Here is a 23,305-nt window from a genome sequence, read left to right as displayed (position 1 = left end):
GCTCATGCCGGGACGGTTGGTTTCGATCGATGTGCCCTCGATCTACAAGGTGGCAGGCCAATGGCTCGCGCTGCCGCGGCCCCTGGCCTGGTGCACGCCCGACACGCGGCGCGCGCTCGCCGCGATCCGCAAGGAGGTCGAGCGCCGCGGCGGGCGCCTGCTGTTGTCCGACCTGTTCCATGACCGGGCCGCCGGGCCCGGCCGGCAGCCATCGCTCGGCGCGTGCACGGGCGACGGCATGCACGAGGCCGGCCGCGCCTTCGACGTCGACCTCGGTGCGCTGCGCATGCCGCTGGCCGAGTTCTGGGCGCTGGCGCGCGGCTTCGGCGTGGTGCCGATCCATCGCACGCCCGACCCGGCGCTCAGCGAGGCCTGGCACTTCGAATGCCGCGGCAGCCATCAGCGCGTGTACGAGCAGCATGCGTCGAGGCCCGCGGGCCCGTTCAGGACGCCGTACCTCGCGATGGCGGCCAGCGCCATCCTCGCGGCCGGCCTGCCGCACGACCTGTTCGTTCACAACGCCGACGAGGCGCGCCTGCAGAGCGGCCTGATCCGCCTGGGGTACGACATCGGCGGGATCGACGGCCTGATCGGCTTCCGCTCGATGCGGGCGTTGCGCGCCCTGGCCCTCGATGGCCTGTCGCTCGAGGCGCAACTGAGTGGCGTCGAGTGGTGGCTGCGGGGGATGTACCCGTCGGAGTACGGCGACGAGGCAGCGGTGGAGACGGCGCTTGCGGCCTAGCTTCGAGGCGTCACTTCTTGTCCGCCGCGACGGGCCCCGCGTCTTCGGCGATCTTCTTCTTGAGCCAGCCGCCGAGTTCGCGCTTGCCCTTGGCATTGGCGGCACGCCAGGCTTCGCGCGCCATCGCGACGAAGCGCTCCTCGGCCTCGTCGGGCACTTCGGAGGGCCGGTCTTCCCGGTCGAGCCAGCCGGCCTCGACCTCGCAGTGCCGCTCGATCTGCCGCGCGAGGTTGTCGCCGATCGGCCGCGCGCTCTTGATCTGGCTCCACATGCTCGGCGACACCTCGATCTTCCGCGCGAAGGCCTGGTCGAGTCCCTTGGCGGGCAGGCCGGCGGCCACGGACGCCTCGAGAAAACGGCGATGCAGCGCGAGCACATTGCGGCGGCGTGCGACGGTGAGTTGGGGCACTGTTCAAAAACAACAACAAGACAAAAAAAGATTGTCCCGGTTGTTGACGCCCTCGTAAAGACTCTTTACAGTGCAAGGCACTCGCAGGCCCAGGCCGCGAGAGGCCCGATCCCTCCACCCCTTTTCAAAGCGCGACAGCTTCCACCAAGGTCCCATCGTGAACACCGCACGCCAACTCTCCAGCATTCGACCCGTCTCGGGCCGGGCGCTCGTGCGCGCGGGTTTCAGCAAAGGATTCGACCTGCCGTCGCCCGCCGCGAACCTGGGTCGCTCGTACGCCATGCATTCGCTGAACCACGCGAAAGCGCGCGTTGATGCATTCGAGGGTCGACTGCCACCGGGTGGAGGTTGCGCTTAGGCGCATGCCCTCCCAAGCTCTCTCACCAGAGGCCCGGACACCGAAAGGTTCCGGGCCTTTTTTTTTTTCGCGGCCATCGTGCCGCGGCGGTGGCGTCCACGGATGCCGCCGGTGTTCTTCGACAACTTGCCGCGAGGCGCAGCCGTCACTGGATCGGCGCGCAGCTTCGCCATTTCGGGTGTGCCTTCACCACACCGCCAGGATGAGCCGCGTGGACGGTCTGGCGGGATGTGCAGGAGCGTGGACCACTCCTGTGCGGCGATGTCGCACGGGGCCTCGAGCGAGAGCGCGGGGCCTGTCGCGTGAGGACACAACCGAAATGGAAAGCGCCTTTTCCTCGATCACGTTCCGCTAACTCAGCGGCCAGAGTGCCTCCCTGTCCAGGAGGAAGCCAGGGGTTCGAGTCCCCTGCGGAACGCCAATGCTGTCACCACATCGCTCAACCCATACAACAAGGAGTCATCGCATGCGCAAGCGCAACAGCCCCATCCGCATGATCGCCGTGCATCCCGCGCCGGCGCGCAAGCCCTTCGTGTCCGCGCTGGCGCGGCGCCTGGGCTTCGGTCGCAAGACCGATGTCCTGCGCGAGCCCGGCTCGTTGCGCGAGCTGCGGCTCGATCAGCTCGACCTCGACCAGCGTGTGCGCGAAGTCGGGGAGTGGTAGCGGATCCTTCTTTCGTTTTTCCATGGTGCGCGTAGCTCAATGGCAGAGCTGCGGGTTGTGATCCCGCTGACGACGGTTCGATTCCGTTCGTGTACCCCAGACTTTTTCGACCATCGTTCGACATCGCCGCGAAAGGAGGCGAGCCATGCATTCACACGTCCTGCAACTCGACATCCAGGGCACGCCGCAAGCCTGGGTCTCGCTGGAGCAGGCGGTGCTGCACTACGCCTGCGACGACGTGGCCTGGGAAGACGGCGACACGCCGCTGGCCACCATGCGCGGCGGCTTCAACGTGGCGCGCGGCGTGCAATCGCGCATCGAGGTCGCGCCGATCATCGCGCTGCGCGGGGCCTCGAAGATCAACCTCTTCGATGTCGTGCCCGGCCTCACCAAGCGCAAGCTGCTGCGCCGCGACCGCCGTACCTGCGCCTACTGCGCGGGCGTGTTCGCGGAGCAGGTGCTGCAGTGCGAGCACGTGCTGCCGGCATCGCGTGGCGGTGCCTGGAGCTGGGCCAACCTCGTGACAGCCTGTGCCGCGTGCAACGGCCGCAAGGCCGCGCGCACGCCCGAGGAGGCCGGCATGCCGCTCGTGTACCTGCCGTACGTGCCGAGCCGCTTCGAGAACTTCCTGCTCGAGGGCCGCCACATCCGCGCCGACGTGCACGAGTGGCTGGCCAGGCGGCTGCCGAAGGGATCGCGGCTGCAATGAACCGGTGCCAACGCAAAGGCCCGCCGTCCTCGCGCACGGCGGGCCTTTTTCATGGGTGTGTTCAGCGGCCGAGTCCGAAGTAGCGGTAGGCAATCGCACCGGCCGCCGCGAGGCCGCCGACGATCGCGAAGAGGACCCTGGCGGTGCGCCCGTTGCGGCGCCTGGAGCGGTGCCAGTGTTCCGGCCCGATCAGATCGATGGGCACGGTGGGTTTGCCGATGTCGGAAGCCTTTTCCATGGGGCGGAAATATAGCGTAGGCCCGAAAAGCCACCCGCGTGGCGGCTCATCGGACGGCGTTTCATGGGCGCGTGCGCGGGCAAAAAAATACCCGCCGAGGCGGGTGTGGCAACGAGCTTTTCTGGCTTCGGTTTCTGGTCCCTGTGGTCATTGTTATGGGGCGCTGTGTGACAGCAACAGCAAGATGCCATGGGGCACGCGACCCGCCACTGCGTGGCCAGGGGCGGCGATGCAGCCGTCATTCAAAAATGTGAAATAGTGTGGAAATGGACAAGGAAATCATCCTCAAGGCCCTGAAGGCCGCGATGCAGAACTGGATCCGCAGTGCCTCGCCGGCGCAGCTGTGGCGTGTGCATCAGAAGGGTGGACTCGGCGCGATCGTCGAGGTCAATGGCGACGACGTGCGCGTGCGCATCGCGCTCGACGGTCCGCGCAGCATGCTGTCGGAGATCGGCATGACGGGCGGGCGGCTGCCCATCACCGAGGCCTTCCGCGGCGAGGACGGCGCCACCTGGGGCACGCCGCCACCCCTGGGCAGCGGCGAGCGCGAGCGCTGGTTTCTCGCGAGCGAGGTCGCGCAGGCGCATGCGCGGCAGTACCTGGAGGCCGAGGTGGTCGACAGGCAGGCGTTGCTGGCGGCCTATGCCTCCGACTGGCTGGAGCGGCGGTCTGCGGGTTGAGGCCTTCACGCGAATGCGCGTGCTGTGTGACGACGCCGAATCGCTGCGACGTGGTTCACGATCGTTCAGCACCTTGATTCGGACCACGTGACTTATTCCTCCGTAAGGAGGTGTGCCCCCGCGAGGGGCAAACGTATTCTTCCGTGACAACTGCAAGTTTCTTTGTCGGTTGTTGTCACACAAGGGAGAAGTCATGAGAAGCGCAGATTTCAGCAGGATGCCGCGCGCGCGCCTGCTTTCCATCGCAGCCGCGGCTGCGGCAATTTCGGCCTGTGGCGGCGGCGGGGGAGGCGGGGGAGGCTTCCCGTTGCTGCCCATCGCGTCGGCACCCGCGCCGGCACCGGCGCCCGCACCGGACCCGCAGGCCGAGAGTTCCGCGCCTTGCTTCAACGAAGCCGATTTCCGCGAAGGCACTCTGCTCGACTTCGAGGCGGTCGTGCCAGGCAAGGATCCCGAGACCGACTCCTTCCGCAGGAAGAGCGTGACCGAAGGGCGCGAGGCCTTCGCCGGTGCCACGCCGGTGGCCTTCAACGTCGGCACGGAGGTCAGTTCCTATCCAGCCTTCGAGCAGCGCATCGTCAAGAAGGAATACAAGGACCTGGTCGGCGGCAATCTCTTCCTCTATGGAAAGTCGACCTCGTACCACAGCAAGATCGATGACAAGTTCGCCGACGACATGAAGCTTCCCGCCATCGTGCCCCGGGAGTACACAGGCTACGCATCGCAGGTGTTCGAACCGCCGTTCTCGTTCCCGATCGACATGAAGCCCGGGCAGGTCGTGAGCAAGGAGTCTTCCGTGACCAAGACCGAGACCTCCAACGGCAGCGTCGTCTCGACGCGTACGCTGCCCGCGAAGGGCGAGCTCAGCTACAGCGGTCGCGAAAAGCTGGAGACGCCGCTGGGCACGTTCAGCACCTGCAAGTTCACGCTGAAGCTGACGCTGGGTTCGCTGGTCGGCCCATCGGCCACCAAGGAGTTCTGGCTGGCGGCCGAAGGACCTTATCGCGGCCAGTTGCTCAAGGGTGTCGATCCGAAGTCGCCGATGGTCGCGACCAAGATGACCTACTCGTCCAAGTAACGCCGGTGGATTGAGCATCGATCGTGGCAGGTCCGGCGGGCCTGCCACCCGCGCCAAGGCAAGCAGTGCGGACGCACAAAGAAAAACGGCCGAAACCCAGAAGGATTTCGGCCGTTTTCAGTGTTGGTGGTGGGCCCTGAGTGACTCGAACACTCGACCTACGGATTAAGAGTCCGCTGCTCTACCAACTGAGCTAAGAGCCCTTGCGTTGAAAACATATTCGTTTTCAGGCAAGTCTGCGAGTATAGCGTAGAAATTCGTTGTTCTCAAAATTTTTGTATGCGGCGTGTGTGGCGGATTAGCATTCGGCACCGACGAAGGGGGTTCGCCCCCTCTCTTTCCCATTCAGGAGAACTTCCATGAGCGATGCCAACACCGCGCCGCATGTCGTGATCACCGGTGCCGCGGGCGCACTCGGGCGCGCCGTTGCACAACACTTCCTCGCACAGGGCGCGCGCGCCGCGCTGATCGACCACCACGCCGGGCGCCTGTCCGAAGTGTTCCCGGGCCTCGACAACTCGCAGCACCTGCTGCTGGCCGGCGACGTGACCTCTGCCGCCTCGATGGCCGGCCTGTCCGAGCAGATCCTCAAGGCCTTCGGCCGCGTCGATGCGCTGGTGCACATCGCCGGCGGCTTCGAGATGGGCGAGGCGACGCACGCGCTCACGCGCGAGAGCTGGGACCGGATGATGAACCTCAACGCCTGGTCCTTCGTGGCCGTGACGCAGGCGCTGCTGCCCTCGATGATCGAACGCCGCGCCGGCCGCATCGTCGCGGTGACGGCGAAGGTCGCGGCGCGCGGCCTGCCCGCGATGGCGTCGTACATCGCGTCGAAGAGCGCGCTGCAGCGGCTGGTCGAGGCGATGGCGGCCGAGGCGGCGCCGCATGGCGTCAACATCAACAGCGTGGCGCCCAGCGTGCTCGACACGCCGGCCAACCGGCAGGCGATGCCCGATGCGAACCCGGCCGAATGGGTGTCGACCGCGGTCGCCGCGCAGACCATCGGCTTTCTCGCGTCGCCCGGCGCGGCGGCGCTGCACGGCCAGCACCTCGCGCTCGACTGATACGCGATGCACCAAAGCAAAAGGGCCTTGGCGGATGCCAAGGCCCTTTTTTGTCGGTTGGTGGAGAGGAGGAGGATCGAACTCCCGACCTCCGCATTGCGAACGCGGCGCTCTCCCAGCTGAGCTACCCCCCCAACGCGAGGCGAATTTTAGCCGGAACTCGCGGCAGCGTGCTCGCCGCATGCCAAGATGCGCGCCTCCCAGAAACGGCACCGGACCCCGGCAACCCCATGACCCCCTCGCGCGACCCCGCCTGGCTCGAAGGCATGTACAACAACCTCGCGCGGGTGAAGGAACACCCGGCGTACTTCGCGCGCTGGGCGCGCGAATCCGCCGCGGCGCGCGATGCGCTGCCGAGCCGGATCGACCTGCGCTACGGCGAGGGCGTCAACGAAACGCTCGACGTGTTCCCGGCGCCCGTGCCCGACGCGCCCGTGCTGGTCTTCATCCACGGCGGCTACTGGCGCGCGATGGACAAGAAGGACCATTCCTTCATCGCGCCCGCCTTCAACGACCGCGGCGTCTGCGTGGTGCAGCCCAACTACGCGCTGTGCCCCGGCACGCCCGAGCAACCGGTGACGGTGCCGGGCATCGTGCTGCAGATGGTGCGCGCGCTCGCATGGACCTGGCGCCACATCGCGGCGCATGGTGGCGATCCCGCGCGGATCACGGTGGCCGGGCATTCGGCCGGCGGCCACATGGCGGCGGCGCTGCTGGCCTGCGACTGGAAGGCCGTGGCGCCGGACCTGCCCGAGCACCTGGTGCGCAATGCGCTGTCGATCTCGGGCCTGTACGACCTCGCGCCGCTGCAGCGCACGCCCTTCCTCGAGCAGGTGCTGCGGCTCAGCGACGAGGACGTGCGCCGCGCGAGCCCCGCGTACTGGCCGGCGCCGAAGCGCGGGCTGCTCTACGCGGTGGCGGGCGGCAACGAGAGCGAGGAGTTCATCCGCCACAACGCGATGATCCGCGAGGCCTGGGGCTCGCGGGCGGTGCCGGTGTGCGAGCTACTGCCGGGCCTCGACCACTTCGGCGTGGTCGACGCGCTGGCCGATTCCTCGCACCGGCTGCACCGGCTCGCGGTGCAGCTGCTCGAGTCCTGAAGGCCTACATCAGCAGGTGTTCGCCTGCGTTGTCGCCGCCCAAGGTGACGTAGTTGACCTTGCGGATGTCCATCAGCGTGCGGCCGCCCGCGTAGCTGATCGAGCTCTGCACGTCCTGCTCCATCTCGACCAGCGTGTCGGCCAGCTTGCCCTTGATGGGCTCGAGGATGCGCTTGCCCTCGACGTGCTTGTACTCGCCCTTGTTGAAGTCGCTGGCCGAGCCGTAGTACTCCTTGAACAGCGCGCCGTCGACCTCGACGGTCTGGCCCGGCGATTCCTCGTGGCCCGCGAACAGCGAGCCGATCATCACCATCGAGGCGCCGAAACGCACGCTCTTGGCGATGTCGCCGTGGTCGCGGATGCCGCCGTCGGCAATGATCGGCTTGGTCGCCACGCGCGAGCACCACTTGAGCGCGCTGAGCTGCCAGCCGCCGGTGCCGAAGCCGGTCTTGAGCTTGGTGATGCAGACCTTGCCCGGGCCGATGCCGACCTTGGTCGCGTCCGCGCCCCAGTTCTCGAGGTCGATCACCGCCTCGGGCGTGCCGACGTTGCCGGCGATCACGAAGGTCGCGGGCAGCTTCTGCTTGAGGTAGCCGATCATGTTCTTCACGCTGTCGGCATGGCCGTGCGCGATGTCGATCGTCACGTACTCGGGCACCAGGCCCTGCGCGACGAGCTGGTCGACCGTGTCGTAGTCGGCCTTCTTCACGCCCAGCGAGATCGAGGCGAACACGCCATGGCCCTGCATGCGCTTGACGAGCGCGACGTTGTCGAGGTCGAAGCGGTGCATGACGTAGAAGTAGCCGTTCTGCGCCAGCCACAGGCAGATGGACTCGTCCACCACCGTCTTCATATTGGCGGGCACCACCGGCAGGCGGAAGGTACGGCCGCCGAGCGTGACGCTGGTGTCGCACTCGGAGCGGCTCTCCACGCGGCACTTGCGCGGCAGCAGCAGGATGTTGTCGTAATCGAAGATTTGCATGAAACCAAGCTCCTGGAGGAAGTCGTTGAAAACGAGTGAGCGCTTGGTCTGGCCGGCTTCGGCGGCGTCGCTGCGAAAGCCCCTGCGGGGGCGGGCGACGCGCACAAAAAACCGGGCACAAAAACTTGGGCCCGGTGATTGATTCTACGCAGCCTCCCGTGGGGAGGTCTTCCGGAACTTCATATAACCCGCATACGCCGTGGTTTCTACAATCGACGGATGTTCGAAGAATTCGCGGCCGATGACCGCACCCCGCCGCCGGTCGACCTGCCGCTGCTGCACAACCTCAACGCCGAGCAGCTCGCAGCGGTCACGCTGCCGGCCGGCAACGCGCTGATCCTCGCGGGCGCCGGCTCGGGCAAGACCCGCGTGCTCACCACCCGCATCGCCTGGCTGCTGCAGACGCGCCAGGTGTCCGCCGGCGGCATCCTGGCCGTGACCTTCACCAACAAGGCCGCCAAGGAGATGATGACGCGGCTCACGGCGATGCTGCCGGTCAACGTGCGCGGCATGTGGATCGGTACCTTCCACGGCCTGTGCAACCGCTTCCTGCGCGCGCACTGGAAGCTGGCCAACCTGCCGTCGACCTTCCAGATCCTCGACACGCAGGACCAACTCTCGGCCATCAAGCGGCTGATGAAGCAGTTCAACGTCGACGACGAGCGCTTCCCGGCCAAGCAGACGCAATGGTTCATCGCGGGCGCCAAGGAAGACGGCCTGCGCCCCGACGCGGTCGAGATCCGCAGCGAGGACGACCGCAAGAAGGTCGAGCTCTACCGTCTCTACGAGGAGCAGTGCCAGCGCGAGGGCGTGGTCGACTTCGGCGAGCTGATGCTGCGCAGCTACGAGCTGCTGCGCGACAACGAACCGGTGCGCGAGCACTACCAGCGGCGCTTTCGCCACATCCTGATCGACGAGTTCCAGGACACCAACCGGCTGCAGTACGCCTGGATCAAGATGCTCGCGGGCAACACCGTCGCGGGCCAGTTCGTACCCGGCGACAACAGCGTGGTCGCGGTGGGCGACGACGACCAGAGCATCTATGCCTTCCGCGGCGCGCGCGTGGGCAACATGGCCGACTTCGTGCGCGAGTTCGACGTGCGCCACCAGATCAAGCTGGAGCAGAACTACCGCAGCTACAGCAACATCCTCGACTCGGCCAACGAGCTCATCAGCCACAACAAGAAGCGCCTGGGCAAGAACCTGCGCACCGATCAAGGCCCCGGCGAGCCGGTGCGCGTCTACGAGTCCTCGAGCGACCTCGCCGAGGCGCAGTGGATGGTCGAGGAGATGCGCCAGCTGGTGCGCGACGGCGTCGACCGCAAGGAGATGGCCGTGCTCTACCGCAGCAACGCGCAGAGCCGGGTGATCGAAACCGCGCTGTTCAATGCCTCGGTGCCGTACCGCGTGTACGGCGGCCTGCGCTTCTTCGAGCGCGCCGAAATCAAGCATGCGCTGGCCTACCTGCGCCTGCTCGAGAACAAGGACGACGACACCAGCTTCCTGCGCGTCGTCAACTTCCCGCCGCGCGGCATCGGCGCGCGCACGCTCGAGCAACTGCAGGACGCCGCGCGCGCCGCGGGCCGCTCGCTGCACGACGCCGTGCACGCGGTCGGCGGCAAGGCCGGCTCGAACCTCACGGCCTTCGTCGCCAAGATCGACGTGCTGCGCGAACAGACGCAGGGCGCGAGCCTGCGCGAGATCATCGAGCTGGTGCTCGATCACAGCGGCCTGGTCGAGCACTACCGGGCCGACCGCGAAGGCGCCGACCGCATCGAGAACCTGGAGGAACTGGTGAACGCGGCCGAGAGCTTCGTCACGCAGGAAGGCTTCGGCCGCGACGCGGTGGCGCTGCCGGTCGACGAGCTGCGCCAGTCGCCCGCGAGCCAGGGCATCGACCCGGGCCGGCCGCTGCTCGACGAGCCGCTGGCGCCCGACGCCGAAACCGGCGAAACGCTGAGCCCGCTCGCGGCCTTCCTCACGCACGCGGCGCTCGAATCGGGCGACAACCAGGCCCAGGCCGGCCAGGACGCGGTGCAGCTGATGACGGTGCATGCCGCCAAGGGTCTCGAGTTCGACTGCGTGTTCATCACCGGCATGGAAGAGGGCCTGTTCCCGCACGAGAACTCGATGAGCGACTACGAGAGCCTCGAGGAGGAGCGCCGCCTGATGTACGTGGCGATCACGCGCGCGCGCAAGCGGCTGTACCTGAGCCATTCGCAGACCCGCATGCTGCACGGCCAGACCCGCTACAACGTCAAGAGCCGCTTCTTCGACGAGCTGCCCGAGGGCGCGCTCAAGTGGCTCACGCCCAAGAACCAGGCCTTCGGCAACTCGGCCTTCGGCTATGGCAACGGCTATGGCAGCACGCGCGGCGCGGGTGGCGGCGGATACAGCGGCAAGTCCTACGGTGGCGGCGCCGGCAAGGAGACCTTCGCGAGCCCGCCCGTGCCGCCCCAGAAGGCCGCGCCCTCGCACGGCCTGCGCTCGGGCATGCAGGTGTTCCACAACAAGTTCGGCGAAGGCACGGTGACCGCGCTCGAGGGCAGCGGCGACGATGCGCGAGCGCAGGTCAAGTTCACGCGCCACGGCGTGAAGTGGCTGGCGCTGTCGGTGGCCAAGCTCACGCCGGTCTGAGCCGGGGCGCGGCCCGCGGGGCCGCCCGGCTCAGTTCGGGTCGAAGCTGTCGCGGAAGGTGAACCAGGTCGAGGCCAGCGACATCGCCGCCAGCACCAGCGCCGTGCCCACGATCAGCACGGTGCCGATCGCGGTGGCGCCCGAGCCCGCGCCCACGGCGCCGACGCCCACCAGCACGGTGGCGATCAGGCCGACCGCGATGCCGGCCAGCAGGAACACGCCGAACCAGGCGATGCCGAACAGCGCATAGGCGCCGAAGTTGCGGAACAGCGCCACGATGCTGAAGAAGATGCTCTTCACCGGCTCCACGCGGTGCCAGTGCACCAGCGCGGGCGCATGCCACATCGCGAGCGACAGCGGCAGGTTCAGGCACAGGTGGACCATGCGCGCGACCTGGAACTCGCTGCTGGCCAGCACCTCGGGCGACAGCGCCTCGTCGAGCAGGTAGGCACGCGCGAGCTGGCCGCCGTCGACCAGCGCGGTGGCCAGCACCGCGAGCACGAAGTACACGGCCGAGATCAGGCCCAGCACCACCAGCGGGCGCCATTCGGCGCGCAGCGCGGCGAAGACCTCGACGAACATCGCCGAGCCGGTGGGCCGGCGCGTGCCGGCCACGCCGTCGTTGCCGGCCTGCTCGTCGTCATAGGCCACCGCGGTGGCGACCATCAGCCCCAGCGTCATGAACGGCAGCAGCACCGGCGCCAGCACGCTGCCCAGCAGCGGCACCACCGACAGCGTCGAGATCAGCGCCATCAGCAGGAAGAACAGCGACACGAAGGCCAGCGGCTGCCGCCAGAAGGTCTTGAGTCCGAGGCGGACCCATTGGGCGCCGGTCTTGGCCGGCACGAGGTGGAGTTTCATGGGGTACGGGTCAGGCGGCCACGGGCTCGAGGGCGCGGGCCATGACGTGCGGGTGCCGCACGCGCTCGCGCAGCACGCGCTCGAAGTGCGTCGGGTCGTGGGGCTTGAGCATGCTGGCCTCGCGCGGCAGGTGGAAGTCCCAGAGGCGGGAGATCCAAAAGCGCAGCGCCGCGGCGCGCAGCATGGCGGGCAGCAGCGCGCGTTCCGAGGCGTTGAGCGGGCGCACGCACTCGTAGGCGGCGAGCAGCGCGTCGGCACGCTCCTCGTCGTGGCGGCCGCTCGGCAGGTCGATGGCCCAGTCGTTGAGGCACACGGCGAGGTCGAACAGCCAGGTGTCGGTGCCCGCGAAGTAGAAGTCGAACACGCCGGTCAGGCGCGGGGCGGCACCTTCCTCATGGCCGGTCTCGAACATCGCGTTGTCGCGGAACAGGTCGGCATGCACCGGCCCGCGCGGCAGGGCCGCATAGGCCGAGGACTCGGCCACGTGGTTCTGGTAGGCCAGTTCGCCGCGCAGCAGCGCCGACTGGGCCTCGTCGATGTGGGGCAGCACCACCGGCACGGTGTCGTTCCACCAGGGCAGGCCGCGCAGGTTGGGCTGGATGCGCGGGAAGTCGCGTCCCGCCAGATGCATGCGCGCCAGCAGCGCGCCGAGTTCGGCGCAGTGCGCGGGGCCCGGCGCGAGCTCGCTGCGGCCCGCGAGCTTGCGCACCAGCGCGGCCGGCTTGCCCGCCACCTCGAGCAGCAGCTCGCAGGGCGCGTTGGCCGGCACCGACAACGGATGCGCGTCCTGGGCGGCTATCGGCTGCACGGCCGGATCGGCCACCGGCTCGGGCACCGGCAGGCCGCGCGCGGCCAGGTGCTTCATCAGGCAAAGGTAGTAGGGGAGCTGCTCGGCGCTCAGGCGCTCGAACAGCGTGAGAACGTACTCGCCCGACTCGGTGGTGGCGAAGTAGTTGGTGTTCTCGATGCCGCCCTCGATGCCGCGCAGTTCGCGCAGGGGGCCCAGGCCGAGGCGCTGCACGAGCGCGTCGGCCTCGCCGAATTCGACTTCGGTAAAGACTGCCATGGAAAGCGCCCTCAGCGCGGTTGGGATGCGGCTGCCGCTGCGATGCGTCGCACGGTCAGAACTTCATGACGTTCCAGACCCGGGGCGAGGTGCCCGCGGGGCCGTCGGCCGCGTTGGGACGCGCGCCGGACGGATCGTTCGGCAGCACCTGGTAGCCGGGCATGTTGGCCTTGGGCGTCACGTTGATGCTCTGGGTGCGGCCGCCGTAGCGGACCTCGTCGACCGAGGCGCCGCTGTCCTCGGTGTGCAGGTGCTCGATCTTCTGGTTGCGTCGGGCGTCGGACTGCTGCTCCTGATTCTGTAGCGAAGGGTCCGCTGCAGCCGGCGCGGCCGCGGGCGCGTTCTGCGCTTGCACGGCGGCGAAGGGGGTGGCGAGGGCCAGCGCCAGCAGGAGGCGGCGGGCAACCAGGAGTGTGGAGTCGGGCATGCACGGATTGTAGGCGGCGCGCCGTACCGGGGTTGTCGTCGCAGGCCTCGCGGCGGCGTGGTCCGCAAGGACATTCGGGCGGCCATGGAGGCAGGCAAAATGCCCCGATGACCGACAAGAAAACGCTGCTGCTCGTCGATGGATCGAGCTACCTCTATCGCGCCTTCCACGCCATGCCCGACCTGCGGGCCGTGCCCGGCGATCCGAAGAGCCCGGCCACAGGCGCGATCCGGGGCATGATCAACATGATGACGGCGCTGCGGCGCGAGGTGCGCGCCGACTACGCGGCCTGCATCTTCGATGCCCCCGGCAAGACCTTCCGCGACGACTGGTATCCCGAGTACAAGGCCAACCGCTCGCCGATGCCCGACGACCTGCGCAGCCAGATCGACCCCATCCACGAGGTGGTCAAGCTGCTGGGCTGGCCGGTGCTCAGCGTGCCCGACGTGGAGGCCGACGACGTGATCGGCACGCTCGCCAAGGTGGCGGCCGCGCAGGGCGTCGAGGTGATCGTCTCCAGTGGCGACAAGGACCTGAGCCAGCTGGTCGACGAGCACATCACCATCATCGACACGATGAACGGCAAGAAGCGCGACGTGGCCGGCGTCACGGCCGAGTTCGGCGTGCCGCCGAACCTGATGGTCGACTACCAGACGCTGGTGGGCGACTCGGTCGACAACGTGCCTGGCGTCGAGAAGGTCGGTCCCAAGACGGCCGCCAAGTGGCTGCTCGAATACGGTTCGCTCGACGCGCTGATCGAGCGCGCGGCCGAGGTCAAGGGCGCCGCCGGCGAGAACCTGCGCAAGGCGCTCGGGCAATTGCCGCTGAGCCGCCGGCTCGTCACGATCCGCACCGACTGCGACCTGGCCGGCCACGTCGAGGGCCTGCCCTCGCTCGAAGGCCTGCCCGTGGGTGCGCCGCAGACCGGCGAGCTCAAGCCCTTCTACGAGAAGTTCGGCTTCAAGAGCCTGGTGAAGTCGCTCGAGGCGCAGGAGGTGCCGCCCGAGCTGATCGAGGAGAACATCAAGAAGCAGAAGTCCAAGGGCGGCGCCGCGAGCACCGACCAGGGCGGCCTGTTCGACGAGAGCACCGAGCTCGGCGCGCTCGAGGCCGCCGCGCCCGCGAGCAACCTGCAATACGACACCGTCTTCACCTGGGAGCAGTTCGACACCTGGCTCGCGCGCCTCGAGGCCGCCGAGCTCACGGCCATCGACACCGAGACCACCTCGCTCGACGAGATGGTGGCGCAGATCGTCGGCATCAGCTTCAGCGTGAAGCCCGGCGAGGCGGCCTACATACCGCTCACGCACAACTATCCCGACGCGCCCGCGCAGCTGCCGATCGACGAGGTGCTCGCCAAACTCAAGCCCTGGCTCGAGAACGGCGCGAAGAAGAAGCTCGGCCAGCACATCAAGTACGACCGCCACGTGTTCGCCAACCACGGCATCGAGGTGCAGGGCTACGCGCACGACACCATGCTGCAGAGCTACGTGCTCGAGGTCCACAAGCCGCACGGCCTCGCCAGCCTGGCCGAGCGCCACCTGGGCCGCAGCGGCATCTCCTACGAGGACCTCTGCGGCAAGGGCGCGCACCAGATCCCGTTCAGCCAGGTCGACATCGCCAAGGCCGCCGAGTATTCGTGCGAGGACAGCGACCAGACGCTCGACGTGCACGGCACGCTGTGGCCGCAGCTCGAAACCAACGAGAAGCTGCGCTTCATCTACCAGCTCGAGATGGATTCGAGCGAGGCGCTCTACCGCATCGAGCGCAACGGCGTGTTGATCGACAGCGCCACCCTGGCCGCGCAGAGCCACGAACTCGGCACGCGCATCATGGCGCTCGAGCAGGAGGCCTACGACATCGCGGGCCAGCCCTTCAACCTCGGTTCGCCCAAGCAGATCGGCGAGATCTTCTTCACCAAGCTCGGCCTGCCCGTGGTCAAGAAAACGCCGAGCGGCGCGCCCAGCACCGACGAGGAAGTGCTCGAGAAGCTGGCCGAGGACTATCCGCTGCCCGCCAAGATCCTCGAGCACCGCGGCCTGTCGAAGCTCAAGGGCACCTACACCGACAAGCTCGGCCAGCTCGCCAATCCGCGCACCGGCCGCGTGCACACGCACTATGCGCAGGCCGTGGCCGTCACCGGGCGCCTGTCGAGCAACGACCCCAACCTGCAGAACATCCCGATCCGCACGCCCGAAGGCCGGCGCGTGCGCGAGGCCTTCGTGGCGCCCGCGGGCAGCGTGATCGCGAGCGCCGACTACTCGCAGATCGAGCTGCGCATCATGGCCCACATCAGCGGCGACGAATCGCTGCTGCGCGCCTTCACCGAAGGCATCGACGTGCACCGCGCCACCGCGGCCGAGGTGTTCGGCTCCACGCCCGACCAGGTGTCGAGCGAGCAGCGCCGCTACGCCAAGGTCATCAACTTCGGCCTGATCTACGGCATGAGCAGCTTCGGCCTCGCGAAGAACCTCGGCATCGAGACCAAGGCCGCGGCCTCCTACATCGAGCGCTACTTCGCGCGCTACCCGGGCGTGAAGGCCTACATGGACGAGACCAAGGCCTCGGCCAAGGAGCAGGGCTATGTCGAGACCGTGTTCGGCCGGCGCCTGTACCTGCCCGAGATCAACTCGCCCAACGGTCCGCGCCGCGGCGGCGCCGAGCGCGCGGCCATCAACGCGCCGATGCAGGGCACGGCGGCCGACCTGATCAAGCTCAGCATGGTCAAGGTGCAGGACGTGCTCGACGCCGAGAAGCGCGGCACGAAGATGATCATGCAGGTGCACGACGAACTGGTGTTCGAGGTGCCGGAGGCCGAGGTCGAATGGGTGCGCACCGAGATCCCGCGCATCATGGCCAGCGTGGCCGATCTCAAGGTGCCGCTACTGGCCGAGATCGGCGTGGGACCGAACTGGGACAAGGCGCATTGAGCCTGGCGCGGGCCCTCGCCGCGGCGGCCATCCTCGCCGCATGGATCGCGGTGCCCGCGGCCGCGCAGCCCGCGCTTTCCAAGGTGCCGCCCACCGGCGTGCGCACCTGCCTGGGCCTGACGAAGGAAGGCTGGCCCACGCCCCAGGCCTGCGCCGACGCCGGGCCGCTGGCCCTGGTTCCCAAGCAGGACGGCCGGCAGGGCGCGGGTCCGCTGGCCTACGAGGCCGTGCCGGGCCAGCCGAGAACAGCCTGCGTGCGCGACCGCGTGTCGGGCCTGGTCTGGGAAGGCAAGCGCGACAACGGCCGGCCCGCCGACGCCATGGCCTACGTGGCGCAGGTCAACGCGAGCCGGCTGTGCGGCTACGCCGACTGGCGCCTGCCCACGGTGGCCGAGCTGCACGGCCTGGTCGACCTGGGCAAGGAACGCGTGCCCGAGGTGCGCGCCGACCGGCCGCTGGCCGAGCAGTCGGTCATCGACGCGCGCTGGTTTCCGAACACCGTGCCGGCCATCTACCTGACGTCCGACATGCGCGATCCCGTGAGCCCGTGGTGCGTGAACTTCGCGAACGGCTTCGTCTACGACTGCGACCCCGACATGTCGCGCGAGCCGCCGCTCTTCGTGCGCCTGGTGCGCGGCCCCGAGGCGCCGAAGTCCGGCCGCTGGCGCGAGCTGCCCGACGAGCGCGGCGTGCCCGGCGGCGCGGTCGAGGACCGCCACACCGGCCTGGTGTGGCGCCGCTGCGAGGAGCCGCAGACCTGGAACGGCAAGCGCTGCACCTGGAGTGCGAAGCGCTACGACTACGTGCAGGCCCTGCAGCGCGCCGGCGAGCAGGCCGGCTGGCGCCTGCCCACCATCAAGGAAATCGACAGCCTCGCGCGGCGAGAGGCCGATCGCTTCGAGCTGCCCCCATCGGACTTTCCGGCGCAGGGCAAGGAGGCATTGCGCGCGGGCCAGTGGTCTTCCACCGTCTGCAACTCCAGCCCCGAGACATCGACGGCCCGCGCATCGATCAGCGCCTGGGTGCTGAGCCGCGAGGGCGCCATCTATTGCGAGGCACGCATCATGCATCTCGGCGTACGGCTCGTGCGCGAATGAGAGGGTCGCATCGCGACGGCGCCCGTGCTTGAATCCGCCATTCGACCGTCATCATCGTCAGGAGACCAGAACATGCATTTCCACCCCTCCCGCTTCTTCGCGCGCGCACTGCTGCCGATGCTGCTGGCCGGCGCCGCCGCCACGGCCGCCGCCGCGCCCGACGCGCGCATCGCCGAACTCGCCGCCGCGCAGAAGCAGCCGCTGCTCGATTCGCTCTCGCAACTGGTGGCCATCGAGTCCGGCAGCCGCGACCTCGAGGGACTGGAAAAGATCTCCGACCTGATCGCCGCCAAGCTCAAGGCGCTCGGCGGCGAGGTCGAGCTGATCGACCCGAGCGCCGAGGCCTACCGCATGGAGGACACGCCCGAGAAGATCGGCCGCGTGGTGCGTGCCAGCTTCAAGGGCACGGGCACGAAGAAGATCATGCTGATCGCCCACATGGACACGGTCTACACCATCGGCATGCTCAACAAGCAGCCGTTCCGCGTCGAGGGCGACAAGGCCTACGGCCTGGGCATCGCCGACGACAAGCAGGGCGTGGCCGTCATCCTCCATGCGGTGGCGATGCTGCAGGCGCTCAAGTTCAAGGAGTACGGCACGCTCACGGTGCTGATCAACGGCGACGAGGAGATCAGCTCGCCCGGCTCGCGTGCGCTGCTCACGCGCCTGGGCGGCGAGCACGACGCGGTGCTCTCCTTCGAGGGCGCCTCGGTCAAGGACGACAAGCTCTCGCTGGCCACCGCCGGCATCGCCTCGGTCACGCTCAACGTGAGCGGCAAGGCCTCGCACGCCGGTTCGGCACCCGAGCTCGGCGTGAATGCGCTCTACGAGCTGTCGCACCAGATCCTGCAGATGCGCGACCTGTCCGACCCGGCCACCGGCCTCAAGATGAACTGGACCATCTCGAAGTCGGGCAGCAACCGCAACGTGATCCCGGCCTCGGCCACCGCGGGCGCCGACGTGCGCGTGCTCAAGGTCGCCGACTACGACCGCATCGAGCAGCAGGTCAACGAGCGCGTGAAGAAGCAGCTGATTCCCGAGGCCAAGGTCGAGCTCAAGTTCGAGCGCCGCCGTCCGCCGCTCGAGGCCACCGATGCCTCGCGCGCGCTCGCCAGGCATGCGCAGGCGATCTACAAGGACGAGCTCGGCCGCCCGCTGGGCGCCGACGACAAGGCCGCCGGCGGTGGCACCGACGCGGCCTTCGCCTCGCTCAAGACCAAGGCGCCGGTGATCGAGCGCTTCGGCCTGCAGGGCTTCGGCGCGCATTCGGCCGATGCCGAGTACGTGCTGATCGATTCCATCGAGCCGCGGCTGTACCTGGCCACGCGCATGGTGATGGACATCGCGCGCGGCAAGACCAGCGTGCGCTGATCCCGCCATGCGGCTGCGCCACATCGAGGTCTTCAACGCCATCATGCTCACGGGCAGCGTGAGCGCGGCGGCACGGCTCATCAACATCACGCAGCCGGCCGTCAGCCGCACGCTGCAGCATGCCGAGCTGCAGCTGGGCTTCCCGCTGTTCCAGCGCGCCAAGGGGCGGCTTACGCCGACCACCGAGGCGCTCACGCTGTACCCGCACATCGAGCGGCTGTTCGCGCAGCTCGACGAGGTGCAGCGGCTCGCGGCCAACCTGCGCGCGGGCGCCGACACCGGCGAGCTGCGCATCCTCAGCGTGCTGGCGCTGAGCTACGAGATCCTGCCGCGCGCGCTCAAGGCCTTCCGCGAGAAGCATCCGGGCTACGCGATCAGCGTGGAGTCGCTGCATTCGCCGCAGATCATGTCGGCGCTGCTGCTGCAGGAGGCCGACGTCGGCTTCGCGTTCAGCCCGGCCGTGCATCCCTCGCTCACGCAGGACACGGTGGCCGACAGCCGCATGGTCTGCATCGCGCCCAAGGGCATGCTGCCGCGCATGCTGGTGCGCAACGGCTCGGTGGCGCTGCACGACCTGGCCGAGCGGCCGGTGATCGGCCTCGACAGCCGCGACCCCGTGGGCACCAGCCTGAGCCAGGCCTGCCGCCAGGCCGGCGTGGGCTTCCAGCAGGCGGTGGTCACGGTGCAGACCTACCACGCGGCGCTGGCGATGGCGCACCACGGCCTGGGCGTGGCGCTGGTCGACGGCTGCACCGCGCGCTCGGCCGACAAGGCCAAGGTCGACGTGCTCATGCTCGAGCCGCACATCCCGGTGCCGATCCGCGCGCTGCGCTTCACGGGCCGGCCCGATTCGGTGGCGGTGCGCGGCATCACGCGCTGCATGCAGCAGGCGATCGTGGAGGCGGGGGTTTAGCGGAGTCGGGAGCGGACAGCCGAACGCAGAGGGCGCGAAGGTTTCGCAGAAGTCGCTGAAGGAACAGCCGGAAAAATGGATGTTTCTTCTGCGACTTCTGCGCTTCTTGGTTTGCCTTCTGCGTTCGGCTATCCGATCCCGTGTTCGAGTGCGGCAGCGATGCGTCCCGCCGACCCGAAGGCCAGCGTGAAGCCCAGCGCGCCGTGGCCGGTGTTGAACAGCATGTTCGAGGGCGCGCCCTCGAGCCGGCCGACGATCGGCAGGCCCGTGGGCGTGGCCGGACGCATGCCGGTCCAGGGATGCAGCTCGGCCAGCCGGCTCGCGCGCGGGAACACGGCGCGCGTGGCCTCGGCCAGGGTCTCGATGCGGGTGGCGGGAATGCTCGCGTCGTGCCCCACGAGCTCGGCCATGCCGGCCACGCGCAGGCGCGAGCCGATGCGCGCGAACACCACCTTGCGCGCGCTGTCGGTCACGTTCACGGTCGGCGCCGCACCGGGCGCCGGATCGACGTCGAGCGTGATGCTGTAGCCCTTGAGCGGATAGACCGGCAGGTAGGCGCCGAGCGCGCGCCCGAGCTTGTGCGAGGCGGTGCCCAGCGCCATCACGTAGGCATCGGCCTCGATGTCGCCCGCGGCCGTGCGTACCGCGGCGATGCGCCCGCCGGCCTGCGCGAAGCCGCGGGCCTCGGTGCCGAGCTCGAAGCGCACGCCGCGCGCGCGCAGCACCCGCATCAGCTCGGCGCAGACCTTGAGGCAGTCGGCCGCGCATTCGCTGGGCGTGTAGACCGCGCCCGCGATGCCGCGCGCGTAGTCCGCGAGCGCGGGCTCGATCGCCACGCACTCGTCGGGGCGCACGATGCGCTGTTCGCTGCCCATGGTGCGCTGCAGTTCGAGCTGCGCGCGCGCGCCGGCCAGCGAGGCCTCGCTCGCATACAGCACCAGCTTGCCGGTGGCCGAGAAGTCGCAGTCGGGTGCGGCATCGGCCTGCATGGCCTCGAAGCCGGCGCGGCTCTCGGCCGCGAGCGCCAGCAGTTTTTCGGTGGTGTCGCGCGAGGTGCGCGCGTTGCAGGCCGCGAGGAAGGCCAGGCCCCAGCGCCATTGCAGCGGATCGAGCTGCGGGCGCAGCTTGAGCGGCGAAGTCGGCGAGAGCAGCAGCTTCGGCAGCTGCCGCCAGATCGCGGGATCGGCCAGCGGCTGCACGTACGAGTAGCTGAGCTGCGCGCCGTTGCCGCCGCTCGCGCCCGCGCCGGGGGCCGCGCGATCGACGACGCTGACCTGGTGGCCCTGGCGTTCGAGTTGCCAGGCGGTGGCCAGGCCCACGATGCCGGCGCCGAGCACGCACACATGCATGAGGGGCAACTTTCGGGAACGAAGAGGGAAGGGGTGAGCCTCGACTGTAGGCGTGCCGCCGTCGGCGCGGAAATGCAAAAAGAGGCGTGGCCCATAGCCAAAGGGCATGACCCCTGTCGCCGCCGTCCCCGGACTCAGTGGCCGCGCGCCGCGCACTCGGGCGCGGCCGTGTCGAGCACCTCGACCAGCCGCGCGATCAGTCGCGCGGTGTAGGGCGGGCGCGGATGCAGGCCGTCGGCCTGGATATCGGCCGGATCGGCCGCGACCGACCCCCAGTCGGCGAACAGCGCGCCGGTTTCCGCGGCGACGCGGCGCATGGTCGCGTCGTGCGCGTCGCGCAGCGCGATCGGATGGCCGGGCGCCTGGCGCGTGAGGCCCGTCAGCACCACGCCGCGGCCCTCGGCCTGCGCGAGGCCCACCATCGTGCGCAGCGGGTATTCGATCTGCCAGCCGCGCATCGCGTCGTTGATGCCGCGCTGCAGCACCACGAAGCGCGTGGTCAGCCGCACGCGCGGGAAGGCGGTGGCACGCAGCGTGGCGGTCGAGCCGGCCACCGAGTTGTCGACCACCGCATAGGCCGGCCGCAGGCGCATCAGCAGCGCGGCGCCGCCGTCGAACATGATCGAGTCGCCCTCGAGCGTGACCGAGCAGTCGGGGCGTGGCGGCGGCATGGGCGCGGCGGCCGTGCGTCCGCCCGGCGCATCGCGGCCGCAGCCGGACAGCGCGAGCGCGCAGGCGCAGGCCAGCGCCGCGCGGCGCCAGGTGGGAAGCGAGAAGGGACTTGTCATGGCGAAGGCTCGGGAAGAATTCGGTCGGCGCGCGCGAGGGGCCCTTGCGCGCACTCGGGCGCCGCGGCATCGAGCACGGCCACCAGCCGCTCGACCAGCCGCGCGGAATAGGGCGTGCCGGGATGGATCCAGTCGGCCATGTCCTCGGGCCGGCCCTCGACCGCGCCCCAGTCGGCGAACAGCGCGCCGCGCGAACGCGCCACCTCGCGCGCGGTGGCGTCGTAGGCATCGCGGCGGCGCACCTTGCGCGCGCCGAACTGGCGCGCGAGACCGGTCACCACCGGCACGCGGCCCTCGGCCTGCACGCGCTCGACCATGCGCCGCAGCGGCGGCGCGAGGGCGGTGGCGTTCTGGGCGTCGTTGATGCCGTGCTGCAGCACCACGAAGCGCGTGCTGCGCCGCTCGGCGGCGAAGGGCCGTGCCCGCAGCGCGGCGGTGAGGGCGGGCACCGAGTTGTCGACCACCGTGTAGGCGGGCCGCAGCCGATGCAGCAGCGCGGCCGGCGTCTCGGGCAGGCGCGGGCCGGGCACGAAGCCGCCGTACAGGATCGAGTCGCCCTCGAGCGTGACCGAGCAGCCCGCGCGCTCGGCCGGCGTGGCCGCGACCAGCGGGGGTTCGGGCATCGGCGGCGCGGCTTCGGTGTCCGCCGGCGGGCCCAGGCCGCTGCCGGCGCCGCCGCCGCAGGCCGCCAGCGCGAGCAGCCATGCGGCGCAGCCCGCCAGCGCGAGGGAACGCGGGCCTGGCCGCGGCGGGTTCGGGTCGGTCTTCGAGGTGGACATCACCCCGTTGCCGAGCGAACGCCCCGATACCGCAACGCGGCTTCAGGAAACGGGCGGGGTTTTCCCTCCCCATAACCTTTGGGTATGGCCCAGGCCGCTATTGGAATTGCCGCCTTGAGTCACTCTTTCTTACACTGGGCCTCCTGTTCAACCTCCCTCGAAGAAGGCACGCATGAAACTCTCCGCATTGATGGCCGCCGCCGCCACGGTCCTGCTCGCTGCCACCGGCGCCCAGGCCGCCGACACGCTGGCCAAGATCGCCGAGTCCGGCAAGATCACGCTGGCCTACCGCGAGTCGTCGGTACCGTTCAGCTACCTCGACGGTCCCAACAAGCCCATCGGCTTCGCGGTCGAGATGTCGAACGCCGTGGTCGAGGCGGTGAAGAAGAAGCTCAACAAGCCGAACCTGCAGGTGCAGCTGATGGCCGTGACCTCGCAGAACCGCATCCCGCTGATCACCAACGGCACGGTCGATCTCGAGTGCGGTTCCACCACCAACAACACCGCGCGCGGCAAGGACGTGTCCTTCGCGGTCAACCACTTCTACACGGGCACGCGCCTCTTGGTGAAGAAGTCCTCGAAGATCAAGGACTACGCCGACCTCGCGAAGAAGACCGTGGCCAGCACCACCGGCACCACCAACGCGCTGGTCATGCGCAAGTACAACACCGAGAAGAACCTCGACATGAACATCGTGCTCGGCAAGGACCACGCCGACGCCTTCCTGCTGGTGGAGAGCGACCGCGCCGTTGCCTTCGCGATGGACGACATCCTGCTGTTCGGCCTGATCGCCAACTCGAAGAACCCGGCCGACTACGAGGTGGTGGGCGAGTCGCTGCAGGTCGAGCCCTACGCCTGCATGCTGCCCAAGGACGACCCGGCCTTCAAGAAGCTGGTCGACGACACCTTCATCGGCATGATGAAGAGCGGCGAGTTCGAGAAGCTCTACACCAAGTGGTTCATGTCGCCGATCCCGCCGAAGAACCTGCCGCTGAACCTGCCGATGAGCCCGCAGCTCAAGGACAACCTCAAGGAATTCAGCGACAAGCCGGCGACCTGAGCA

22 protein-coding genes and 4 tRNA genes are annotated in these 23,305 nt (G+C 68.9%); 15 read left to right on the top strand and 11 right to left on the bottom strand.

Annotated features, from left to right (window positions below; all coding sequences use genetic code 11):
• Positions 1-4: 4 nt before the first annotated feature.
• Entirely contained in the window at positions 5-742 is a 738-nt protein-coding gene (locus KV106_RS07055; protein ID WP_172705669.1) for a M15 family metallopeptidase domain-containing protein, read from the top strand.
• A gap of 10 nt (positions 743-752) precedes the next feature.
• On the opposite strand, the gene KV106_RS07050 is transcribed toward KV106_RS07055, so the two are convergent.
• Positions 753-1,151: a hypothetical protein gene (locus KV106_RS07050; RefSeq protein ID WP_057590605.1), complete on the bottom strand. Its 399-nt coding sequence runs from the start codon at positions 1,149-1,151 to the stop codon at positions 753-755.
• Positions 1,152-1,854: 703 nt separating this feature from the next.
• Between KV106_RS07050 and KV106_RS07045 the strand changes: the two genes are divergently transcribed.
• From KV106_RS07045 to KV106_RS07030, 4 genes are all read left to right on the top strand, one after another.
• Positions 1,855-1,930: transfer RNA gene (locus KV106_RS07045), tRNA-Asp, on the top strand.
• A 45-nt stretch (positions 1,931-1,975) separates the two neighbouring features.
• Positions 1,976-2,173 (top strand): short-chain dehydrogenase, encoded by a 198-nt coding sequence (locus tag KV106_RS07040; protein ID WP_261208293.1) that lies wholly within the window; start codon positions 1,976-1,978, stop codon positions 2,171-2,173.
• Between the two features lie 25 nt (positions 2,174-2,198).
• Positions 2,199-2,272: transfer RNA gene (locus KV106_RS07035), tRNA-His, on the top strand.
• A 46-nt stretch (positions 2,273-2,318) separates the two neighbouring features.
• Positions 2,319-2,882: an HNH endonuclease gene (locus tag KV106_RS07030; protein ID WP_261208291.1), complete on the top strand. Its 564-nt coding sequence runs from the start codon at positions 2,319-2,321 to the stop codon at positions 2,880-2,882.
• 61 nt (positions 2,883-2,943) lie between these two features.
• Here the strand turns inward: KV106_RS07030 and KV106_RS07025 are convergent, their stop codons facing one another.
• Positions 2,944-3,120, bottom strand: a complete 177-nt coding sequence (locus tag KV106_RS07025; protein ID WP_172705668.1) for a hypothetical protein — start codon at positions 3,118-3,120, stop codon at positions 2,944-2,946.
• 266 nt (positions 3,121-3,386) lie between these two features.
• On the opposite strand from KV106_RS07025, the gene KV106_RS07020 reads away from it, so the two are divergent.
• Together KV106_RS07020 and KV106_RS07015 are read left to right on the top strand one after the other, a co-directional pair.
• On the top strand, positions 3,387-3,800 hold the full coding sequence (locus KV106_RS07020) for a hypothetical protein (RefSeq protein ID WP_057590602.1): 414 nt from the start codon (positions 3,387-3,389) through the stop codon (positions 3,798-3,800).
• Between the two features lie 217 nt (positions 3,801-4,017).
• Positions 4,018-4,878, top strand: coding sequence for a DUF3108 domain-containing protein (locus KV106_RS07015; RefSeq protein ID WP_261208271.1), 861 nt, complete (start codon positions 4,018-4,020; stop codon positions 4,876-4,878).
• A gap of 127 nt (positions 4,879-5,005) precedes the next feature.
• On the opposite strand, the gene KV106_RS07010 is transcribed toward KV106_RS07015, so the two are convergent.
• Positions 5,006-5,081 (bottom strand) — tRNA-Lys (locus KV106_RS07010).
• A gap of 156 nt (positions 5,082-5,237) precedes the next feature.
• Here KV106_RS07010 and KV106_RS07005 point away from each other — a divergent pair.
• Positions 5,238-5,942, top strand: coding sequence for an SDR family NAD(P)-dependent oxidoreductase (locus tag KV106_RS07005; RefSeq protein ID WP_057589484.1), 705 nt, complete (start codon positions 5,238-5,240; stop codon positions 5,940-5,942).
• A gap of 58 nt (positions 5,943-6,000) precedes the next feature.
• On the opposite strand, the gene KV106_RS07000 is transcribed toward KV106_RS07005, so the two are convergent.
• A tRNA-Ala gene (locus KV106_RS07000) sits at positions 6,001-6,076 on the bottom strand.
• Positions 6,077-6,172: 96 nt separating this feature from the next.
• Here KV106_RS07000 and KV106_RS06995 point away from each other — a divergent pair.
• The gene (locus KV106_RS06995; protein ID WP_057589485.1) at positions 6,173-7,042 is read left to right on the top strand and encodes an alpha/beta hydrolase; all 870 of its coding nucleotides are present in this window, start codon (positions 6,173-6,175) and stop codon (positions 7,040-7,042) included.
• A gap of 4 nt (positions 7,043-7,046) precedes the next feature.
• On the opposite strand, the gene KV106_RS06990 is transcribed toward KV106_RS06995, so the two are convergent.
• Complete coding sequence (locus tag KV106_RS06990) at positions 7,047-8,024, bottom strand: GMP reductase (protein ID WP_057589697.1); 978 nt, start codon at positions 8,022-8,024, stop codon at positions 7,047-7,049.
• Positions 8,025-8,243: 219 nt separating this feature from the next.
• On the opposite strand from KV106_RS06990, the gene KV106_RS06985 reads away from it, so the two are divergent.
• Positions 8,244-10,661: a UvrD-helicase domain-containing protein gene (locus KV106_RS06985; RefSeq protein ID WP_261208244.1), complete on the top strand. Its 2,418-nt coding sequence runs from the start codon at positions 8,244-8,246 to the stop codon at positions 10,659-10,661.
• A 30-nt stretch (positions 10,662-10,691) separates the two neighbouring features.
• On the opposite strand, the gene KV106_RS06980 is transcribed toward KV106_RS06985, so the two are convergent.
• Genes KV106_RS06980 through KV106_RS06970 form a run of 3 tightly spaced genes read right to left on the bottom strand, consistent with a single transcriptional unit; the run spans position 10,692 to position 13,015 of the window.
• A complete protein-coding gene (locus KV106_RS06980; RefSeq protein WP_208508839.1) occupies positions 10,692-11,522 on the bottom strand; it encodes a BPSS1780 family membrane protein in 831 nt (276 codons plus the stop codon).
• A gap of 10 nt (positions 11,523-11,532) precedes the next feature.
• Positions 11,533-12,588, bottom strand: coding sequence for a homoserine kinase (locus tag KV106_RS06975; protein ID WP_261208232.1), 1,056 nt, complete (start codon positions 12,586-12,588; stop codon positions 11,533-11,535).
• A gap of 55 nt (positions 12,589-12,643) precedes the next feature.
• Positions 12,644-13,015, bottom strand: coding sequence for a hypothetical protein (locus tag KV106_RS06970; protein ID WP_057589489.1), 372 nt, complete (start codon positions 13,013-13,015; stop codon positions 12,644-12,646).
• 107 nt (positions 13,016-13,122) lie between these two features.
• Between KV106_RS06970 and polA the strand changes: the two genes are divergently transcribed.
• The 4 genes from polA to KV106_RS06950 all read left to right on the top strand — a co-directional run bounded on the left by polA (position 13,123) and on the right by KV106_RS06950 (position 19,326).
• Positions 13,123-15,945, top strand: coding sequence for a DNA polymerase I (polA, locus tag KV106_RS06965; RefSeq protein WP_261208228.1), 2,823 nt, complete (start codon positions 13,123-13,125; stop codon positions 15,943-15,945).
• Positions 15,942-17,042: an Lcl C-terminal domain-containing protein gene (locus KV106_RS06960; RefSeq protein WP_261208211.1), complete on the top strand. Its 1,101-nt coding sequence runs from the start codon at positions 15,942-15,944 to the stop codon at positions 17,040-17,042. Before polA ends, KV106_RS06960 begins: the two co-directional genes overlap by 4 nt.
• 72 nt (positions 17,043-17,114) lie before the next feature.
• Complete coding sequence (locus tag KV106_RS06955; protein ID WP_261208193.1) at positions 17,115-18,413, top strand: M20/M25/M40 family metallo-hydrolase; 1,299 nt, start codon at positions 17,115-17,117, stop codon at positions 18,411-18,413.
• A 7-nt stretch (positions 18,414-18,420) separates the two neighbouring features.
• The gene (locus tag KV106_RS06950) at positions 18,421-19,326 is read left to right on the top strand and encodes a LysR family transcriptional regulator (RefSeq protein ID WP_261208191.1); all 906 of its coding nucleotides are present in this window, start codon (positions 18,421-18,423) and stop codon (positions 19,324-19,326) included.
• Positions 19,327-19,454: 128 nt separating this feature from the next.
• Here KV106_RS06950 and KV106_RS06945 read toward each other — a convergent pair whose 3' ends face one another.
• From KV106_RS06945 to KV106_RS06935, 3 genes are all read right to left on the bottom strand, one after another.
• Positions 19,455-20,675 (bottom strand): D-amino acid dehydrogenase, encoded by a 1,221-nt coding sequence (locus KV106_RS06945; RefSeq protein WP_261208788.1) that lies wholly within the window; start codon positions 20,673-20,675, stop codon positions 19,455-19,457.
• Between the two features lie 134 nt (positions 20,676-20,809).
• Positions 20,810-21,463 carry a GDSL-type esterase/lipase family protein gene (locus tag KV106_RS06940; protein ID WP_261208189.1) on the bottom strand — a complete coding sequence of 218 codons (654 nt, stop codon included), beginning with the start codon at positions 21,461-21,463 and terminating at the stop codon, positions 20,810-20,812.
• On the bottom strand, positions 21,460-22,242 hold the full coding sequence (locus KV106_RS06935; protein WP_057589496.1) for an SGNH/GDSL hydrolase family protein: 783 nt from the start codon (positions 22,240-22,242) through the stop codon (positions 21,460-21,462). Before KV106_RS06935 ends, KV106_RS06940 begins: the two co-directional genes overlap by 4 nt.
• Before the next feature lie 172 nt (positions 22,243-22,414).
• Here KV106_RS06935 and KV106_RS06930 point away from each other — a divergent pair, with 172 nt between their 5' ends.
• Positions 22,415-23,302, top strand: coding sequence for a transporter substrate-binding domain-containing protein (locus KV106_RS06930; RefSeq protein WP_261208186.1), 888 nt, complete (start codon positions 22,415-22,417; stop codon positions 23,300-23,302).
• Positions 23,303-23,305 lie beyond the last annotated feature (3 nt).

The sequence above is a fragment of the Variovorax endophyticus genome (assembly GCF_025376855.1).
Classification (GTDB): Bacteria; Pseudomonadota; Gammaproteobacteria; order Burkholderiales; family Burkholderiaceae_C; genus Variovorax.
Note: the sequence above shows the minus strand (reverse complement) of the source record. Positions and strands in the feature narration are given on the sequence as shown.

Bases quoted from the DNA above. Each gene is read 5' to 3' on its own strand.
- KV106_RS07030 (WP_261208291.1), top strand. From the start codon at position 2,319: ATGCATTCACACGTCCTGCAACTCGACATCCAGGGCACGCCGCAAGCC.
- KV106_RS06940 (WP_261208189.1), bottom strand. From the start codon at position 21,463: ATGACAAGTCCCTTCTCGCTTCCCACCTGGCGCCGCGCGGCGCTGGCC.
- KV106_RS06985 (WP_261208244.1), top strand. From the start codon at position 8,244: ATGTTCGAAGAATTCGCGGCCGATGACCGCACCCCGCCGCCGGTCGAC.
- KV106_RS06995 (WP_057589485.1), top strand. From the start codon at position 6,173: ATGACCCCCTCGCGCGACCCCGCCTGGCTCGAAGGCATGTACAACAAC.
- KV106_RS07055 (WP_172705669.1), top strand. From the start codon at position 5: ATGCCGGGACGGTTGGTTTCGATCGATGTGCCCTCGATCTACAAGGTG.
- KV106_RS06930 (WP_261208186.1), top strand. From the start codon at position 22,415: ATGAAACTCTCCGCATTGATGGCCGCCGCCGCCACGGTCCTGCTCGCT.
- KV106_RS07020 (WP_057590602.1), top strand. From the start codon at position 3,387: ATGGACAAGGAAATCATCCTCAAGGCCCTGAAGGCCGCGATGCAGAAC.
- polA (WP_261208228.1), top strand. From the start codon at position 13,123: ATGACCGACAAGAAAACGCTGCTGCTCGTCGATGGATCGAGCTACCTC.
- KV106_RS06935 (WP_057589496.1), bottom strand. From the start codon at position 22,242: ATGTCCACCTCGAAGACCGACCCGAACCCGCCGCGGCCAGGCCCGCGT.
- KV106_RS06950 (WP_261208191.1), top strand. From the start codon at position 18,421: ATGCGGCTGCGCCACATCGAGGTCTTCAACGCCATCATGCTCACGGGC.
- KV106_RS07025 (WP_172705668.1), bottom strand. From the start codon at position 3,120: ATGGAAAAGGCTTCCGACATCGGCAAACCCACCGTGCCCATCGATCTG.
- KV106_RS06970 (WP_057589489.1), bottom strand. From the start codon at position 13,015: ATGCCCGACTCCACACTCCTGGTTGCCCGCCGCCTCCTGCTGGCGCTG.
- KV106_RS07005 (WP_057589484.1), top strand. From the start codon at position 5,238: ATGAGCGATGCCAACACCGCGCCGCATGTCGTGATCACCGGTGCCGCG.
- KV106_RS07040 (WP_261208293.1), top strand. From the start codon at position 1,976: ATGCGCAAGCGCAACAGCCCCATCCGCATGATCGCCGTGCATCCCGCG.
- KV106_RS06945 (WP_261208788.1), bottom strand. From the start codon at position 20,675: ATGCATGTGTGCGTGCTCGGCGCCGGCATCGTGGGCCTGGCCACCGCC.
- KV106_RS07015 (WP_261208271.1), top strand. From the start codon at position 4,018: ATGCCGCGCGCGCGCCTGCTTTCCATCGCAGCCGCGGCTGCGGCAATT.
- KV106_RS06980 (WP_208508839.1), bottom strand. From the start codon at position 11,522: ATGAAACTCCACCTCGTGCCGGCCAAGACCGGCGCCCAATGGGTCCGC.
- KV106_RS06955 (WP_261208193.1), top strand. From the start codon at position 17,115: ATGCATTTCCACCCCTCCCGCTTCTTCGCGCGCGCACTGCTGCCGATG.
- KV106_RS06990 (WP_057589697.1), bottom strand. From the start codon at position 8,024: ATGCAAATCTTCGATTACGACAACATCCTGCTGCTGCCGCGCAAGTGC.
- KV106_RS06975 (WP_261208232.1), bottom strand. From the start codon at position 12,588: ATGGCAGTCTTTACCGAAGTCGAATTCGGCGAGGCCGACGCGCTCGTG.